The organism is Streptoverticillium reticulum (assembly GCF_047456005.1).
In the GTDB taxonomy this organism is placed as follows: Bacteria; Actinomycetota; Actinomycetes; order Streptomycetales; family Streptomycetaceae; genus Streptomyces; species Streptomyces reticulum.
Map to the genome: position 1 here is coordinate 2,515,966 of NZ_CP179755.1, position 16,736 is coordinate 2,532,701.

The window sequence follows — 16,736 nt, forward strand, 5'->3', positions numbered from 1 at the left end:
CTTCAGGGCCGAGAAGTTGACGCCAGGTGCAGGACGTCGCGCCACGCCTGTGTGTAGTCCGCCGCTGCTATGGGCGCCGCCAGCAGGTCGTCCGGGATGCCGAACGCGTCCAGGAGCGCGGGGACATGGGGCACCAGCCGGTCGCACGCCTCGACCGTGCGCTCCTCGATCCGGCCCGCCTGTGCGGGCGTGAGCAGTCCCTCGCGCAGATACCAGCCGCTGTGCCGGTCGCCGTGGTCGAGGGCGCAGAGCTCGGCGAGCAGGGTGAGCGCCTCGGCGTCCGAGGGGTCCGTGCACCGCTCCGCCCCCTCCACCAGTGCGTCGAGCGCCAGCCGTTGGGCACGTGCGTCGGCGAGCGCGGCCGCCGGGAGGACCTGGGCGTTCCACGCGTCGAAACCGTCCACGGTGTCGTGGTGCGGGACGCTGCGGACGAGGCGCCGTTCGCGCTCGGCCATGAGGGCGGACCAGAAGGCGGGGCCGTCCGGGCCGCCGGGGCCGGGGCACACCTCACCGGGACCGTGGCGGGGATCCGCGCACAGCCGTCGGCCCGCGGTGATCCGCAGGACCTGGTTGTCCCCCTCGCTCGTGACGAACCCCTGGCAGGCGGTGAGGAATTCGGTGATCCGGTTGACCGTGAACAGCCCCTGCGCCCCACAGCGGGCGCGGCACACCTGGACGGTCTGCAGGGCCGTCTCGGTCAGCAGGGCCTTGATCACCATGACGAACAGTTCGTCCGCCTCCCGGTCCAGGCTCGGCACGGCGACGGTGTCCTTGGCGCGCTCCGCCAGCAGGCTCCCGGCGAACACCCGGGCCAGGCCGGTGAACAGGTCCCGCTGCACGGTGCGGTAGGCGAGCATCGGGACGGTGCCGCCGCCCGGCCCCGGGACCTGCCGCTGCGCGGCGTACCGCAGGGTGATGACCAGGGCGGCCCGGGCCATCGCCATGGCCGCGGCCGCGAGGGAGGTCCGGCTGTGGTACAGCTGCCCGATCGTGTGCCGGAACCGCTCCCGCGGCGCGGTGATGCTGCTGCGGAAGGAACCGTCGGCGCGGAACCCGGCGGTGCCGCCGGTGAGCAGGCTGTGGCCGGGGATCCGGACCTGATCGAACGAGACCGCCGCGCAGTCCGCCGGCGGAAAGGGCTTCTCCGGAAGGGGCGTTATGGTGACGCCCCGGGCAGGGCGCCCGTCGCGCTCCCGCAGCCGCATGACGAACGGGAAGACGCCGTGGTCCTCGCCGCCGGCGATCAGGCGGGCCGCGACCACGCCGGTCCGGGCCGTGTCGGCGTGGGCCAGGTTGGCCACGAACTTCACGGCGCGCGTGGCCGGCGTGTCGACGACGAACTCCCCCGTCGCGGCGTCGTGCACCGCCCGCGTCTCCAGGTCGTGGGCCGAGCCGCCGTGCCCGAGCTCGGTCACCAGGAAGGCGCCGGCCGCGGAGGCGTCGTCCAGCTCGGCCAGGTGCTCCTCGAGTCCGGCACAGCCCTCGCCCAGCGCGAGAACGGTGCCGACCGCCAGCTGGTAGTGGAGCAGGAACACGGGCACGGCATCCGGCGCCGCCACGGCCGTCCACTCCAGGAACGCCGACAACTTCCGGGGGTACAGGGCCAGTTCGCGCGCCGGGCCCAACGCGGCGCAGGCCACGCGCAGTTGCCCGTACACCCGCGCCGTGCGGTCGGTCCCGCAGGCGTCCTGGCGGAACGCCTCGCTGCGCACGACGTCCTGGAGTTCCTTGTGCAGGGCGTCGGAGTCGGCGCCGCGCAGCATTCCCCGAAGGTCCACAGGCACCTGGCTTTCAGCAACGGAGGTACTGAAACGGAGGCACTGAACAGAACTGCCGGTATTGCCCGCTCGTGAGAGCCTTGTCCGTAGCGTAAGGGGCGTTCCCCGGGCCGAGGAAGAGGGCCTCGGCCCGGCCTGCGGAGCGACCGCGCGACCGTCCTGCGGTCAGCCCGCGGTGACCGCCGCCTCGTGCGCCGCGACCAGCGCGCGGGCCCGCTCCACGTCGTCCGCCATGCACTCCAGGAGCGCCTCGATGGAGTCGAACTTCTCCATCCCGCGCAGGTAGGCGAGGAAGTCCACGCCCACGTGCAGCCCGTAGAGGTCGAGGCCGACGCGGTCGATCGCGTACGCCTCGACCGTCCGCTCCGTCGCGTCGAACTGGACGTTCGTGCCGACCGAGATCGCGGCGGGCATGGCCTCGCCGCCGGCGTTCAGCCAGCCCGCGTAGACGCCGTCCGCCGGGATCGCGGTGTGCGGGACCGTCTCCACGTTGGCCGTCGGGTAGCCCAGTTCACGGCCGCGCTGTGCGCCGCGCACCACCTCGCCCTCGACGCGGTGCGGGCGGCCGAGGATCTCCATGGCGCCCGCGACGTCGCCCTCGGCGACCAGGCGCCGGGTCAGGGTCGAGGAAAAGGGCAGACCGCCGCCCGCCTCGCCGGTGACGTAGAGGTCGATGACCTCCACGTCGTAGTCGTAGGTGCCGCCGAGCTCCTTCAGGAAGTCGACGTTGCCCGCGGCGCGGTGGCCGAAGCGGAAGTTGGGGCCCTCGACGACGAGCTTGGCGTGCAGCTTGTCGACCAGGACCTTCACCACGAAGTCGGCGGCGGACAGCTGCGAGAACTCCGCCGTGAACGGCAGCACCAGCACCGCGTCCACGCCCAGTTCGGCGATCAGCTCGGCCCGGCGGTGGTGCGGCGCGAGCAGCGGCGGATGGCTGCCGGGGCGCACGACCTCGCTGGGGTGCGGGTCGAAGGTCACGACGACCGCGGGCACCCCGAGTTCCCGCGCCCGGTCCACCGCACGCCCGATGATCAACTGGTGTCCGCGGTGGACACCGTCGTACGAGCCGATGGTGACGACGCTGCGCCCCCAGTCCTGGGGGATGTCCTCCAAGCCACGCCAGCGCTGCACTGTGCCCGCTCCTCGCCGAACCCGAACCTTTGTCTGTCGATTACGCAGAACTAAGAGTGCCATGCCGGTTCACGGCGCCCCGCATCGGCCGGGTCGGTCGCCTCCCCCTCACCCCCGCTCCGCTCCCGCTCCACGTGCTGTGCGTCCGCCGTGAGCCGGATCCGGGCACTCGGTCCGACGACCACGGCCCACAGCGCCGGGGCCTCCTTCAGCCAGCCGCGCACCTGGCTGCCGAACACCGGCACCTCCCGGGCCAGCTGCGTGACCCGCCGGTCGAAGCACGCGGCGCCCTCCGGGGTGCGGGACATCAGGAGGCCGGTGCGGTGAACAAGATCACGGGTGCGGCTCTCCAGACGCTCGGGGGCACCCTTGGCGACGGCCCGCAGCAGGGCGTCGAGCACCGTGACGTCCCGCTCGTACGGCCCGAACTCCTCGCGCTCCAGCAGCACCTCCAGCAGCTCCTGCCGCAGCGGGCGCGAGACCGCGCTGCCCGGGGCCGCCAGGACCGGCGCCAGGGCCCGGCGGACCTGCGGTGGGCGGGTGCGCAGCAGCGAGACGACGAGGGGGAAGAGGACCGCGCGGGCCGACGGACCGTCCTCCAGGCGCCGGTCGACGAACTCGGCCGCGTTCGCCGCGCCCTCGGGACGGTGGTCGACGTGCTCCCGCACGAGCGCGGCGGCGTGCCGGGCCAGGGTCGGGTCGGTGACCCGGGCGAGGGTCCGCAGCACGGCCGCGGGGCCGTCCCCCGGCTCGTACAGCCGCGCGCGGAAGGCGGCCAGGACGGGCTCGGGGTGCGTGCTCAGGGCCGGGGCGAGGACGTCGGGCGGCAGGTGCGGGTCGCCCGCGGCGAAGCGGGCGACGGCCTGCGGCAGGTACCGCTCGCGGGTCCCGCCGTCCAGGACGAGCAGGCCCAGCGCGGCCCCGTGCAGGGAGCCCTCGGCGGGACGGGCGAGCAGCGCGAGCGCGGAGAAGCGGAGCAGCTCGCGGTCGGCGTCCGTGGTGACGTGGTGGGCGGTCCCGAGCCCGTAGGCGGCCGCGGCCACGTGCCGCTCCAGGCGCTCGTCGTGCGCCCAGCGGTCGACGGCCCGGCACAGCGCGGAGGGCTCGTCCTCGGCGAGGGCGGCCAGCAGCTCGTCGGCCTTCGGGTGGCCCGCGTCGACGAGCGCCTCGGCAAGGTCGTCGACGGCCCGGCGGCGGTGGGTGTGCAGCAGGGCCTGCGCGGCGGTGGCCACGGTGGGGCGGGGCCCGGCGCCGGGCGCGGTCTGCAGCGGCCGGTCGTCGGTGAACCAGCGGCAGAGCAGCGGCTGGGCGGCGAACGGGTCGTGGGCGAGGAGGGTGGCGACGGCGGGGAGAAAACGGTTGGCCTGGGGGGCGGGCCGCTTGCCGGGGGCCTCCGGCGGCACGGTGCCGGAGTGGGGGTGCTCGTGGCCGGGCTCTTCGTGGCCGGACCGTCCGGCGGGGGCGGCCGGCCCGCTGCCGGTGCGAGTGGCCGCGGAGGCGGCGGGCTCTTGCGGGTCGTTGCCGGACGGCTCCGGGGCCGCGGGCCCGTGGCCGGCGTGGCCGACCGCCGATGTGACCGGCTCTTGCCCCTCGCTGCCGGACGGCTGCGAGGCGGCGGTCGCCGCCGTCCGCCCGTCTCCGGACCGCTCGGGGTCACCGGGCCCGTCGCCGGGGCGGCCCGCAGTCACGGACCCGTCGTCCGGGCCGACAGCGGCCCGTTGTCCGGCCCCGGCCTGTTCCGGGCTGCGGGTCCACGGCTCGGGCGAGACCTCCGGCACGGTGGCCCCCGCCGCGGCCTCCGCCCGGGTCGGGATCCGGCCCACCCGCTCCCACTTGGACGTCCGCGCCCGGGGAACCGCGGGAGCCTCCGGCCGTTCGCCGGACGATGCGGGAGCCGCCTCCGCAGGGCCTGCCGGCCGGGCCTGCCCCGGCACCGCCGCCCGTCCCCGCAGCCCCCTGGGAGCCGCCTCCGCGCGGGCCGCGGTGCTGCCGCCCAGGACACGGGCGGCGGCCGCCTGGGCCGAGCCGCGGGGCGGGCCGTCCGCGGGGACGAGCAGACGGAGCAGGTCGAGCCGGTCCGCGAGGTCGAGCTTGAGGCGGAGCCAGAACCAGGGGCCGAACTCGGCGAGGCCGCCCAGCGTGCGGTCCCGGTCGTTGTCGAAGCCCCCGGCGGCCCGGGAGAGGGCCGTGATGCGCTCGGCGAGCAGCCGCAGCACGCCCATGTAGGGCGTGGCGTCCGGGACGCGCAGCAGCGCCTCGCCCAGCAGATGGGCCGCCCACCAGGACGGATCGCTGACGGCCCTGCCCTGGCCGTCGGGCCCGGCACCGCCGCGCCGCCCGCCGGCCAGCGTCTCCACCGCGTGGACCAGCGCGGTCAGCCGGCGCGAGAGCTCGGTGGGGCCGGAGCGGCGGGCCAGCAGCAGGAGTGCCTGGATGACCGGGCCGATCCGGTGCCGCGGCACGGGCAGCGGCTTGGGCGGCTCCGGCGGATCGCCGCGCCGCCTGCGGCGGGCCGCGGTGGGGCGCGGCGAGGAGCCGGGCGGGGGCGGGACGTGGCCCGCGGGCGCGGGCGCCGGGCCGTTGCCCGGCCGGGACGGCAGCCGGACGGGCGCCTCCGCGGGCGGGCCCTCCGGCTCGTACCAGCGGTGGACCAGCGCGTACAGCGCGGCGTCCAGGTCGAGATGGGCGCCCTGGAGCCAGTCGGCGAACTCCTCGTGCGCGAAGCGGTACCCGGTGCCCGCCGGGACGAGCAGGCCCTCGGTGAGGACGGCCGAGGCCCAGCCCGTGCGCCATGGGAAGAGCTCCTCGAAGGCCTCCCGCTCCAGCTCGCCCTGTCCGGGGCCGAGGCACCGCCGGGCCGCCTCGTGGACCTGCCCGGCCACCCGGGCCGCCAGCCGGCGCACCGCGGTGCCGCGCAGGGGCGGGCGGCGCGCGGCGGCGAGCCGGACGGCGATCCGCAGGCAGACCAGGTCGAGGTAGCCGGAGAAGACCTCCCACCGGTCCGGCGCGGCCTCGCCCGTGCCGTCGCCGCCCGCGGTGCCGTCGGGCAGGGCGGCGCGGACCTCGGCGAGCAGCCGCAGCGCCAGCGGGTGCCCGGCGTCGGCCAGGTCGATGGCGTCCGGCGGGATGCCGTAGGAGGCGCGGACCGCGGCGGCCTGGCCGGGGTTGAGCCCGCCGATGCGCGAGCAGGGCGGCAGGGCCCGGGGGTCGTCGCCCTCCGGGCCGTGCTCCGGGGTGTGCAGCATGCCGGGCGGGAAGAGGGCGCCGGCCGTCTCCCAGTGCTCCGGGCGGCAGGCGACGACCATCCGCGTCTCGGTCGCGGCCAGCCACTCGGCGGTGGCCTCGGTCCAGGCGGCCAGGCCGTGGGCGAGGACGGGCGGCATCTCCTCGGGGCAGTCGAGGAGGACGAGCAGCGGGCGCCCCACCCGGTGGCCCAGCTCGGCGACGGCCTCCGGGGTGGGCGCGGCCGTGCCGCCGACGAGGCCCGCCGCGCCCGCGGAGGCGGAGACGATCCGGCCTGCCGCCTCCAGGGCGCGCGCGACGGCGTCACGCACGCTCTCGTCGCCCACCTGGAGATCGGCGCCGCGCAGCCAGAGGGTGGGAGCGGGCTCGGCGCCGCGCGCCCGCCGTGCGGCCAGTGCGCCCAGCTCGGTCGTGCGGCCCGTGCCGGGGTCGCCCACGAGACCGAACACATGGACCGGGCCGGCGGCGCCGCCCGGTCCGCCGTGCTCCTCCGGGGCGTCCGGCGCGTCCGGCCCGCGGTCCAGGAAGCGGGCGAATTCCCGCTCCGCGTCCGGCCGTTCGACCGGCTCTCGCCAGGGCCGCGGGGTGACGACCGAACCGAGCGAGGTGGCGGTGAGGTGCAGCGCGCCGGCGAGGTTGAGCTCGCTGCCGTAGGCCGGGACGGTGGCCGCGTTGCGCTCCAGGAGGTCCGCGAGCGGGCCGCCGGCCGCCGTGCGGGCCGCGGCGCGCAGCGGGATCGCGAAGCCGCCCGCGCGGCGGTCCGAGTGGTGGGCGGTGCCGAGGACGGCGATCACCGCGCCCGTTCGCGCGTCGAGGACCGGCCCGCCGGTGGCCTCCTCGCCGAGGCGCAGCTGGGCGCGCCCGGGCAGCGAGAGTTCGAGCGCGGAGCCGAGGAGGTGGAAGCGGTCGGTCGCGGTGTAGGTGATCTCGGCGTGGCCGACGACCCGGGCCGTCTGCCAGCGGCTCGTCCGCAGCCGGACCTCCGCCCCGCCCGCCACCGGCTCCGCCGCCGCGATGGGCAGCGGGGGGACGGCGAGCCCTTCCGTGCGGACCAGGGCCAGGTTGCACTCGGGCAGCGCGACGACGTCCTCCGCGCCGACCACGCAGGTCAGCTCGCCGGGAGCGTGCAGGACGAGACGCGCCAGACCGTCGACGACCTCGTGGCTGGTGACCAGCGTGCCACGGTCGTCGGCGAGGAATCCCGTACCCCGCACACGCCCGGCGAGATCGCGGATACGCACCAGAGAGTCTTCCGCGTCGGCCCGCCGACCGTTCATCCGTCGAACCTCCCCGCCGTGCTCGTACACACGACGGTAGGCAGCGGATGATCGGCGAGGCCAGATCACATCCTGAACGCGCCCCCTTCCACCCCCCTGGTTCACTCCGAGCGCCTGCCCGTTGGGGTGAATCAAGGGGCCGGGATGGATAGAGAGCTGTGGGAGGGGGATCGTGGGGCGGGGAGCGTGTCCGGTGACACCTCCCCGTCCCACGGTGAGCGGTGTCAGCCGAAGACGGCCAGGCTCTTGGCCCGTCCCTGCTCGTTCTCCACGAGGACCTTGAAGCGGCCGTCCGGGCCGAAGACGGCGATCGGACCGCTGCCCTCGAAGAGCGGCAGCCGCAGGCGCACGCCGTTGCCCAGCAGGCGGGCCTGCTCCTCGTTCACGTCCCAGCGCTGGAAGGCGGCGGCAGCGGCCTCCGCGACGGGCATCACGGTCAGCTCCTCCTGGAGCTGGTCGAGCGTCCGGGCGTCGTTGATGCGGTACGGCCCGACGCGGGTGCGCCGCAGGGCCGTCAGGTGCCCGCCTGCTCCGGTGTCGGCGCCGAGGTCGCGCGCCAGGGCGCGGACGTAGGTGCCGGAGGAGCAGACGACGGAGACCAGCAGGTCCTGCACCGGGGTGCCGTCCTCGGCCTCGGCCGGGAGCACGGCGTGCACGACGAAGGAGGAGACGGTCACCGGGCGGGCGGGGATCTCGAAGTCCTCGCCGTCGCGTGCCCGCTTGTACGAGCGCACGCCGTCGATCTTGATCGCGCTGACCTTCGACGGCACCTGCATGATCGCGCCGGTGAGCTTGGCGATCCCGGCGTCGATCGCCTCGCGGGTGACCCCGGAGGCGTCCGTGGACGAGGTGATCTCGCCCTCCGCGTCGTCCGTCACGGTGTTCTGGCCGAGCCGGATCGTCGCGACGTACTCCTTCTCGGTCAGCGCGAGGTGACCGAGGAGCTTGGTGGCCCGCTCGACGCCGAGGACGAGCACGCCGGTGGCCATCGGGTCGAGGGTCCCGGCGTGGCCGACGCGGCGGGTCTTGGCGATGCCGCGCATCTTCGCCACGACGTCGTGCGAGGTGAAGCCGGCGGGCTTGTCGACGATGACCAGCCCGTCCGGCGTCGTGTTCTTGTGCTTCATTCGGCGGTTGCGTCCCCGTCCTCGCCCGGCTTGCGGTACGGGTCGGCCTCGCCGGCGTACTTCGCACCCGAGGAGGCCTCGCGGACCTGGGCGTCGGACGAGCGCGCACGGTCGAGGAGGTCCTCGATCGTCCGGGCGTTCTCCGGCAGGGCGTCGGGAACGAAGGTCAGCGTCGGCGTGAACTTGATGCCCGCCGCGCGCCCGACCTCCGAGCGCAGGATGCCCTTGGCGCTCTCCAGGCCCGCTGCCACGCCGGCCCGGTCCTCGTCGTCGCCGTAGACCGTGTAGAAGACCGTCGCCTCCCGCAGGTCGCCGGTGACCCGGGTGTCCGTGATGGTCACGTGCGTGCCCAGCCGCGGGTCCTTGATTCCGCGCTGGAGCTTCTTGGCGATCACCTCGCGAATGAGGTCCGCCAGCCTCTTCGCCCGCGCGTTGTCGGCCACTGGTCCTACTCCTTCTCGTCTTCCAACCATTGTGCTGTCGGCGCCCGCGACGTGCTCAGTCGTCGTGGTCGCCGTGGAACCGCCGCCTGACCGACAGCAGCTCCACTTCGGGCCGTGCGGCGACCAGGCGCTCGCAGCGGTCCAGTATGTCCGTGAGGTGCCCCGTGTCCCCGGAGACCGCCGCCACCCCGATCAGGGCACGGCGGTAGAGGTCCTGGTCGCCGACCTCCGCCACGCTGACCGCGTACTTGCGGTGCAGCTCGGCGACGATCGGGCGGACGACGGAGCGCTTCTCCTTCAGCGACCGGACGTCGCCGAGGAGGAGGTCGAAGGACAGCGTCCCTACATACATGTGTGACGGGTGAAGCCCACCCGGAAGGCGTGTGGTGCCTGTGCCTGGTGCACAGCGCTCCTCGCACCGTACACGCAACGGCCGGGGCCGATCGACGGATATTCATTCCGCCGACCGGCCCCGGTTGCTGTGCGGTGATCAGCCGCGCGGCTTCTCGCGCATCTCGTACGTCGCGATGACGTCGTCGACCTTGATGTCGTTGAAGTTTCCGAGGTTGATACCACCCTCGTAGCCTTCGCGGATCTCGGTGACGTCGTCCTTGAAGCGACGCAGACCGACGATGGTGAGGTCCTCGGCCACGACCTTGCCGTCGCGGATGAGGCGCGCCTTGGTGTTGCGCTTGACCTCGCCGGAGCGGATGAGCACACCCGCGATGTTGCCCAGCTTGGACGAGCGGAAGATCTCGCGGATCTCCGCCGTACCGAGCTCGACCTCTTCGTACTCCGGCTTCAGCATGCCCTTCAGGGCCGCCTCGATCTCCTCGATCGCCTGGTAGATGACCGAGTAGTAGCGGACGTCGACGCCCTCGCGCTCGGCCATCTGCGTGGCACGGCCCTCGGCGCGGACGTTGAAGCCGATGACGATGGCGTCGGAGCCGGTCGCCAGGTTGATGTCCGACTCGGTGACCGCACCCACACCGCGGTGCAGCACGCGGATCTCGACCTCTTCGCCGACGTCGAGCTGGAGCAGCGAGGACTCGAGAGCCTCCACCGAACCGGACGCGTCGCCCTTGATGATGATGTTGAGATCCTGCACCAGACCGGCCTTGAGCACCTTGTCCAGGTCCTCGAGGGAAACCCGGCGGGTGCGCTTGGCGAAGGCGGCGTTGCGCTCGCGCGCAGCGCGCTTCTCGGCGATCTGGCGTGCCGTGCGGTCCTCGTCGACGACGAGGAAGTTGTCGCCGGCGCCCGGGACGTTGGTCAGACCGAGGACGAGGACCGGAGTCGACGGACCCGCCTCCTCCACGTTCTGGCCCTTGTCGTCGAGCATGGCGCGGACACGGCCGTAGGCGTCACCGGCGACCATCGTGTCACCGACGCGGAGGGTACCGCGCTGGACGAGCACGGTGGCCACGGCGCCGCGACCACGGTCGAGGTGGGCCTCGATCGCGATGCCCTGCGCGTCCTGCTCCGCGTTGGCGCGCAGGTCGAGCGCGGCGTCGGCGGTGAGGACGACGGCCTCGAGCAGCTTGTCGATGTTCAGACCCTGCTTGGCGGAGATGTCGACGAACATCGTGTCGCCGCCGTACTCCTCGGCCACCAGACCGAACTCGGTCAGCTGACCGCGGACCTTGGTCGGGTCGGCACCCTCGACGTCGATCTTGTTGACCGCGACCACGATCGGCACGTCGGCCGCCTTGGCGTGGTTCAGGGCCTCGATCGTCTGCGGCATGACACCGTCGTTGGCCGCCACCACGAGGATCGCGATGTCGGTCGACTTCGCACCACGGGCACGCATGGCGGTGAACGCCTCGTGACCCGGGGTGTCGATGAAGGTGATCTTGCGCTCTTCGTCGTTGACCTCGGTCGCGACCTGGTAGGCACCGATGTGCTGGGTGATGCCACCGGCCTCGCCCGCGACCACGTTGGTCTTGCGGATCGCGTCGAGGAGTCGCGTCTTACCGTGGTCGACGTGACCCATGACGGTCACGACCGGCGGACGCGCGACGAGCATCTCCTCGCCGCCCTCGTTCTCGCCGAACTCGATGTCGAAGGACTCGAGCAGCTCACGGTCCTCCTCCTCCGGGCTGACGATCTGAACCTGGTAGTTCATCTCGCCACCGAGAAGGTGCAGCGTCTCGTCGGAGACGGACTGCGTGGCCGTGACCATCTCGCCGAGGTTCATCATCACGGCGACGAGGGACGCCGGGTTGGCGCCGATCTTCTCCGCGAAGTCGGTGAGGGAGGCACCGCGCGACAGGCGAATGGTGTCGCCGTTGCCGCGGGGCAGCATCACGCCGCCCACGGACGGGGCCTGCATGGCCTCGTACTCCTGGCGACGCTGGCGCTTGGACTTGCGGCCACGACGGGCCGGACCGCCGGGACGGCCGAAGGCGCCCTGCGTGCCACCACGGGCACCCGGACCGCCGGGACGACCGCCGAAGCCGCCGGGACGACCGCCGCCGAAGCCGCCGCCGCCACCGGGGCCGCCGCCACCGGGACGACCGCCGCCGAAGCCGCCGCCACCACCGCCCGGACGACCGCCGCCGCCGGGACCGGCCGGACGACCGGCGAAGCCGGGACGACCGGCACCGCCGCCGGGACGGCCTGCGCCGCCGCCGGGACCGCGACCGCCGCCGCCGGGGCCCGGACGCGGGCCGGCAGCCGGACGCTGCGGCATCATGCCCGGGTTCGGACGGTTGCCGCCGGGAGCACCACCGGGACGCGGAGCGCCACCGGGAGCGCCCTGCGGGCGAGGCATGCCGCCGGGGGTCGGACGGGGACCCTGGCCCTGCGGGCGCGGGGCACCGCCGGGACCGCCCTGCGGACGGGGAGCACCGGGGGCGCCGGGCGCACCCGGACGCGGGGCGCCACCCGGACGGGGGGCCTGCGGACGGGCCATGCCGGTGGAGCCACCGGAGGTGAAGGGGTTGTTGCCCGGACGCGGGCCGGCCGGACGGCCGCCCGGACGCGGGGCACGCTCGCCCGGAGCACCGGGACGCGGGCCGCCGGGACGGCCGCCCTCACGCTGGCCGGCGGGACCCGGACGGGCGCCGGGGCGCGGGCCGGGCGTGGCACCCGGACGCGGCGCGGCCGGACGCTCCTGGGCCGGACGCTCCTGGGGAGCGGCCGGGGCCGGCGCGGAGAACTCGGCCGCGGGCACCGGGGTGACCGGGGCGGGCTTGGCCGGAGCCGCCGGGGCGGGCTTGGGACCCGGGCGCGGGCCGGGCGTCGGCGCGGCACCTGCGGGCTTGGGGGTGGTGGGAGCCGCGGCCGGCTTGGGGGCCGGGGCGGCGGGCTTCGGGGCACCCGGAGTGGGTGCGCCCGGCTTCGCGGCAGCCTTGCGCGGCGCCGCGGGCTTTGCCGAGGGCTTGCCGGCGCCTCCGCCGGGACCCTGCAGCGCATCAGTCAGTTTACGGACGACCGGCGCCTCGATCGTCGAGGACGCCGAACGGACGAATTCACCAAGTTCTTGGAGCTTGGCCATGACGACCTTGCTCTCCACTCCGAACTCCTTGGCGAGTTCGTATACCCGGACCTTAGCCACTTCGCTCCTTCTAGGTCCGGGGTGTCCACCGGACCGTCGCTACTTCATGGGCGTACTCATCGCGTACTCATCGAGTGCTCATCGCAATCTCGACCTACTTCCAACTCGCGAGGTACCTGACCGCACGGTCGCCCGTGCCGTTCTTCTTACGGTGTTGCCTGCCGGTGCTGCCGGCCATCAGCCGGTCCCTTCGATGTACCGGCGCAGCTCCGCGGTGTCGAGCGGCCCGGGGGCTTTGAACGCCCTCGGGAACGCCCGGCGGCGCACCGCCAGATCGAGGCAGACCGGTGTGGGATGCACGGATGCACCCCGGCCGGGCAGCGTACCGCGAGGATCGGGGACGACGGCGCCCTCGATCACCACGGTCCGCAGCAGTTGGCCCTTGGCCGCTCGCTCCCGGCACCCCACACAGGTGCGCTCAGGGCATGCGCGGGCATGCGTCCGGCCAGACACTGGTTAAGTCTACCTCCCCGCGCCGACCTCACCCCTTTGGGGCACTGATCGTGCGCGTATGCGTTTCGGCCAAGATCGGCCAGTTTTCCGGGCCCGGGGACGGGCTCAGGGGGCGCACCGTGCGCCCCCTGCTGCTTCCGTCCGCCGTCAGGCCTGCTCGGCCGGCTGCTCGGTGTCCGGGCGGATGTCGATCCGCCAGCCGGTCAGCCGCGCCGCGAGCCGGGCGTTCTGCCCTTCCTTGCCGATGGCCAGGGAGAGCTGGTAGTCGGGCACGGTCACCCGTGCGGAGCGCGCCCCGAGGTCCACGACCTCGACCTTGCTCACCCGTGCGGGGGACAGGGCGTGCGCGACGAGCTCGGCCGGGTCGTCCGACCAGTCGACGATGTCGATCTTCTCGCCGTGCAGCTCGGCCATCACCGCGCGCACCCGGCCGCCCATGGGGCCGATGCAGGCGCCCTTGGCGTTGAGGCCGGACCGGGTGGACCGGACGGCGATCTTGGTGCGGTGGCCGGCCTCGCGGGCGATGGCGGCGATCTCCACCGAGCCGTCCGCGATCTCCGGGACCTCCATGGCGAAAAGCTTCTTCACCAGGTTGGGGTGGGTGCGCGAGAGGGTCACGGACGGGCCGCGGACGCCCTTGGCCACCCGGACGACGTACGTCCGCAGGCGGGTGCCGTGCTTGTACTCCTCGCCCGGCACCTGCTCCTGGACCGGCAGGATGGCTTCCAGCTTGCCGATGTCCACCAGGACGTTCTTCGGGTCCTTGCCCTGCTGCACGATGCCCGCGACGACATCGCCCTCGCGGCCTGCGAACTCACCGAAAGTGATCTCGTCCTCGGCGTCGCGCAGACGCTGGAGGATGACCTGCTTCGCGGTGGTCGCGGCGATCCGGCCGAAACCGGACGGGGTGTCGTCGAACTCGCGGGGCTCCTCGCCCTCCTCAAGATCCTGCGGGTCCTCCTTGGCCCAGACCGTCACGTGCCCGGAGGACCGGTCCAGCTCGACGCGGGCCCGGCGGCGGCTTCCCTCGGTGCGGTGGTAGGCGATGAGGAGGGCCGACTCGATCGCCTCGACCAGCAGGTCGAAGGAGATCTCCTTCTCTCGCACCAGACCCCGCAGGGCGCTCATGTCGATGTCCACGGCTACGCCTCCTCTTGAATGTCGTCGGTCTCTTCGGCCTTGTCCGCGGCCTTGCGGTTGAACTCGATCTCCACCCGCGCCTTGGCGATCTCGCCGAAGGCCAGCCTGCGGGCGGTGGGCTTGCGGCCCTTCACGCCCGGGATCTCCAGATCGAGCCCGTCCTCGTCCACGGAGAGGATCCGTGCGACGAGCTCACCGCCCTCCGTGAGCTGCGCCCTCATCAGGCGGCCCGTGGCACGGACGTAGTGGCGGTGCTGGGTGAGGGGGCGGTCGGCGCCGGGAGAGGTGACCTCCAGGACGTACGGGGCGCCACCCATGGCATCGGTCTCGTCGAGCTTCGCGGAGACCTCGCGACTCAGCTCCGCGCACTCGTCCAGCTGGACGCCGTCCTCGGAGTCCACCACGATGCGCAGCACACGCCGCTTGCCGGCCGGAGTCACTTCGACTTCTTCCAGATCCAGCTCTCGCGCGTCGACGAGAGGGGCGAGCAGCTCGCGCAGCCTCTCGCTCTGGGTGGTGCTCATCCGGGTGACTCCTCGGCCGCGTGTGCTGTTGTGGGAAAGTCGCGTGTCAGGTCAAAGCCTATCTGTTCCGGCAGCCGCCTGACGATTCGGTGCCCGGTCCACGGCCGTGCTGCCGCGCGCCGGTACGCTCGCGTGCGGTGATCAGGCCCGTACGAGCCGGAAATGAGGACCGTGCCGCTCACGACGACGACGCGAGGTGCAGTCGGCCCGCACAGACGCAGGGTACTGGCGGGGGGTGCCGCGGCCCTGCTGACCGGGGGCGCCGCCGCGCTGCTGGGCGGCTGCTCCGGCAGCCCCGGCGCCGAGCACTCCTCGGCCGCGGAGCAGCTGCGGATACGGGCGGGACGCGATTCCGCGGCACTGCTGGAACGGTACGACGCGACGATCGCCGCCCATGCGGGGCTGGCGGCGCGGCTGCGCCCGCTGCGGGCCGAAGTGGCCCGGCACGCCGAGGCGTTCGGGCCGCAGCCGGCCCCCTCTGCTTCCGCCTCCGCGCCCGCCCCGCGGGTGCAGGCCCCCGCGGACGAGAAGGCCGCGCTGGCCGCCCTCGCCGACGCGGAGCGGCGCACCGCCGACGCCCGGACCGCCGCGCTCGCCGGGGCCCCGCCCGAACTCGCCCGGCTGCTCGCCTCCGTCGCCGCGGCCGGCGCGGCCCACGCGTACCTGCTCGGCTCCGGAGGTGGTGCGGCGTGACCGCGCTCGAAGCGGCCCAGGCCGCGCTCGCGGCCGAGCACGCCGCCGTGTACGGGTACGGGGTGGTCGGCAGCCGCGTCGAGGAGTCCCGGGCCGCGGAGGCCCGGGAGGCCTACGACGCGCACCGCGCCCGGCGGGACGCCATGGACCGCGCCGTGCGCGGCCTCGGCGGCACCCCGCAGGCGGCGTCGGCCGCGTACGCGCTCCCCTTCCCGGTGCAGGACGCGCAGGCGGCGGTGCGGCTCGCGACCGGTCTGGAGGGCCGGGTCGCGGGCGTCTACGCCGATCTCGTCCGTGCCGCCGACGGCTCCCTGCGGGCCGAGGCGGCGGCGGCACTGCGCGAGGCGGCGGTGCGCGAGGCGCGCTGGCGGGGTGGCAGCGTAGCCTTCCCTGGGCTCGCCGAGCGGGCCTGACCAGCGAAGACGAAAAGGACAGCCCAGGGATGGCAAACGTGCACGACCGCCTCGAACCGCCGGAGCGGCTGGTTCGCACCCTGAGCTCCGACCCCGCGTACGGGGAGGCGGCGCAGCAGTGGCTGGCCCGGCTGCCGATCACCGTTCAGGAGTATCTGGAGCGCTGGGAGTTGACGCCCGAACGGGTACGGACCCCGGGCGGGCGGACGAGTCTGGTCGTCCTGGTGCACCGGGCCGACGGCACGCCCGCCGCGCTCAAGCTCGGCGTTCCGGACGGCGCGCCCGCCCGCGAGCACGCGGCCCTCGTCCACTGGGACGGCCGCTGCGCGGTACAGGTCCTGGACGCGGACCCCGCGGCCGGAGCGCTGCTGCTGGAACGGCTGCACGGCGAGGTGAGCCTGCGGTCGCTGGCGGAGCCGAAGGCGCAGCTGGAGGCCGCGGCGACGCTGCAGCGGCTGTGGGTGCCGCCGCCGGCCGGCCACCCCTTCGCGAGCGTCGCCGAGCACACGGGGGCCCTGGCGGGCGGCCTGCGGGAGCTCTGCGAGGAGCCGTGGGCGGTGGTGGACGAGGCGCTGGAGCTGCGCGAGGCGCTGGCCGCCGGGGAGGCCGACGGGGATCCCGTGCTGCTGCACGGCGAGTTCGAGCAGGGCAGCGTCCTCGCCGGGGACCGGGCGCCGTGGCTGGCGATCGCACCGCGGCCGGTGGTCGGCGAGCGCGCGTACGACGTGGCGTGGCTGGTACGGGACCGGCTCGACACCCTCCTGGCCTCACCGGGGGCCGCGGCCGCCGCGCGGCGCCGGGTGGCGAAGCTGGCCGACTCCCTGGACGTCGACCGGGAGCGGTTGCGGGGGTGGGCGGTGTTCCGGTCGACGGTGACCGGGGTGCGCGAGATTGCCGCGGGGCGGCGGGCGCAGGGCGAACTGCTGCTGGAGTTCGCGGGGTTGCTGTAACGCGC

The 16,736-nt window shown here is 74.4% G+C and carries 13 protein-coding genes; 3 read left to right on the forward strand and 10 right to left on the reverse strand.

What is annotated here, in order from left to right; all coding sequences use genetic code 11:
- Window positions 1-2 precede the first annotated feature (2 nt).
- The 10 genes from ACMATS_RS11170 to rimP form a co-directional block, all read right to left on the reverse strand.
- Complete coding sequence (locus ACMATS_RS11170; RefSeq protein WP_414167825.1) at window positions 3-1,778, reverse strand: acyl-CoA dehydrogenase; 1,776 nt, start codon at window positions 1,776-1,778, stop codon at window positions 3-5.
- A gap of 165 nt (window positions 1,779-1,943) precedes the next feature.
- Window positions 1,944-2,909: a bifunctional riboflavin kinase/FAD synthetase gene (locus tag ACMATS_RS11175; RefSeq protein WP_390782108.1), complete on the reverse strand. Its 966-nt coding sequence runs from the start codon at window positions 2,907-2,909 to the stop codon at window positions 1,944-1,946.
- 50 nt (window positions 2,910-2,959) lie between these two features.
- On the reverse strand, window positions 2,960-7,429 hold the full coding sequence (locus ACMATS_RS11180; RefSeq protein ID WP_414167826.1) for a trypsin-like peptidase domain-containing protein: 4,470 nt from the start codon (window positions 7,427-7,429) through the stop codon (window positions 2,960-2,962).
- Between the two features lie 224 nt (window positions 7,430-7,653).
- Window positions 7,654-8,556 carry a tRNA pseudouridine(55) synthase TruB gene (gene truB / locus ACMATS_RS11185; protein ID WP_390782110.1) on the reverse strand — a complete coding sequence of 301 codons (903 nt, stop codon included), beginning with the start codon at window positions 8,554-8,556 and terminating at the stop codon, window positions 7,654-7,656.
- Entirely contained in the window at window positions 8,553-8,999 is a 447-nt protein-coding gene (rbfA, locus tag ACMATS_RS11190) for a 30S ribosome-binding factor RbfA (RefSeq protein WP_390782111.1), read from the reverse strand. The genes truB and rbfA overlap by 4 nt, the downstream gene beginning before the upstream one ends.
- 55 nt (window positions 9,000-9,054) lie before the next feature.
- The gene (locus tag ACMATS_RS11195) at window positions 9,055-9,351 is read right to left on the reverse strand and encodes a DUF503 domain-containing protein (protein ID WP_390782112.1); all 297 of its coding nucleotides are present in this window, start codon (window positions 9,349-9,351) and stop codon (window positions 9,055-9,057) included.
- Window positions 9,352-9,489: 138 nt separating this feature from the next.
- The gene (gene infB / locus ACMATS_RS11200; protein WP_336415665.1) at window positions 9,490-12,558 is read right to left on the reverse strand and encodes a translation initiation factor IF-2; all 3,069 of its coding nucleotides are present in this window, start codon (window positions 12,556-12,558) and stop codon (window positions 9,490-9,492) included.
- A gap of 177 nt (window positions 12,559-12,735) precedes the next feature.
- Window positions 12,736-13,011 (reverse strand): YlxR family protein, encoded by a 276-nt coding sequence (locus ACMATS_RS11205; protein ID WP_390782113.1) that lies wholly within the window; start codon window positions 13,009-13,011, stop codon window positions 12,736-12,738.
- Between the two features lie 147 nt (window positions 13,012-13,158).
- Window positions 13,159-14,151: a transcription termination factor NusA gene (gene nusA / locus ACMATS_RS11210; protein WP_336415663.1), complete on the reverse strand. Its 993-nt coding sequence runs from the start codon at window positions 14,149-14,151 to the stop codon at window positions 13,159-13,161.
- A 2-nt stretch (window positions 14,152-14,153) separates the two neighbouring features.
- Window positions 14,154-14,675, reverse strand: coding sequence for a ribosome maturation factor RimP (gene rimP, locus ACMATS_RS11215; protein ID WP_391151800.1), 522 nt, complete (start codon window positions 14,673-14,675; stop codon window positions 14,154-14,156).
- Between the two features lie 162 nt (window positions 14,676-14,837).
- Here rimP and ACMATS_RS11220 point away from each other — a divergent pair, with 162 nt between their 5' ends.
- The 3 genes from ACMATS_RS11220 to ACMATS_RS11230 are packed head-to-tail and all read left to right on the forward strand — an operon-like array spanning window position 14,838 to window position 16,731.
- Window positions 14,838-15,368 carry a hypothetical protein gene (locus ACMATS_RS11220; protein ID WP_390782115.1) on the forward strand — a complete coding sequence of 177 codons (531 nt, stop codon included), beginning with the start codon at window positions 14,838-14,840 and terminating at the stop codon, window positions 15,366-15,368.
- Complete coding sequence (locus ACMATS_RS11225; RefSeq protein ID WP_390782116.1) at window positions 15,365-15,781, forward strand: ferritin-like domain-containing protein; 417 nt, start codon at window positions 15,365-15,367, stop codon at window positions 15,779-15,781. The genes ACMATS_RS11220 and ACMATS_RS11225 overlap by 4 nt, the downstream gene beginning before the upstream one ends.
- A 29-nt stretch (window positions 15,782-15,810) precedes the next feature.
- Window positions 15,811-16,731 (forward strand): aminoglycoside phosphotransferase family protein, encoded by a 921-nt coding sequence (locus tag ACMATS_RS11230; protein WP_414167827.1) that lies wholly within the window; start codon window positions 15,811-15,813, stop codon window positions 16,729-16,731.
- Window positions 16,732-16,736: the final 5 nt, after the last annotated feature.

What these genes read in the sequence shown, in the direction of transcription:
- ACMATS_RS11180 (WP_414167826.1), bottom strand. Translation starts at nt 7,429, where the DNA reads ATGAACGGTCGGCGGGCCGACGCGGAAGACTCTCTGGTGCGTATCCGC.
- truB (WP_390782110.1), bottom strand. Translation starts at nt 8,556, where the DNA reads ATGAAGCACAAGAACACGACGCCGGACGGGCTGGTCATCGTCGACAAG.
- ACMATS_RS11195 (WP_390782112.1), bottom strand. Translation starts at nt 9,351, where the DNA reads ATGTATGTAGGGACGCTGTCCTTCGACCTCCTCCTCGGCGACGTCCGG.
- rimP (WP_391151800.1), bottom strand. Translation starts at nt 14,675, where the DNA reads ATGAGCACCACCCAGAGCGAGAGGCTGCGCGAGCTGCTCGCCCCTCTC.
- ACMATS_RS11220 (WP_390782115.1), top strand. Translation starts at nt 14,838, where the DNA reads ATGAGGACCGTGCCGCTCACGACGACGACGCGAGGTGCAGTCGGCCCG.
- ACMATS_RS11230 (WP_414167827.1), top strand. Translation starts at nt 15,811, where the DNA reads ATGGCAAACGTGCACGACCGCCTCGAACCGCCGGAGCGGCTGGTTCGC.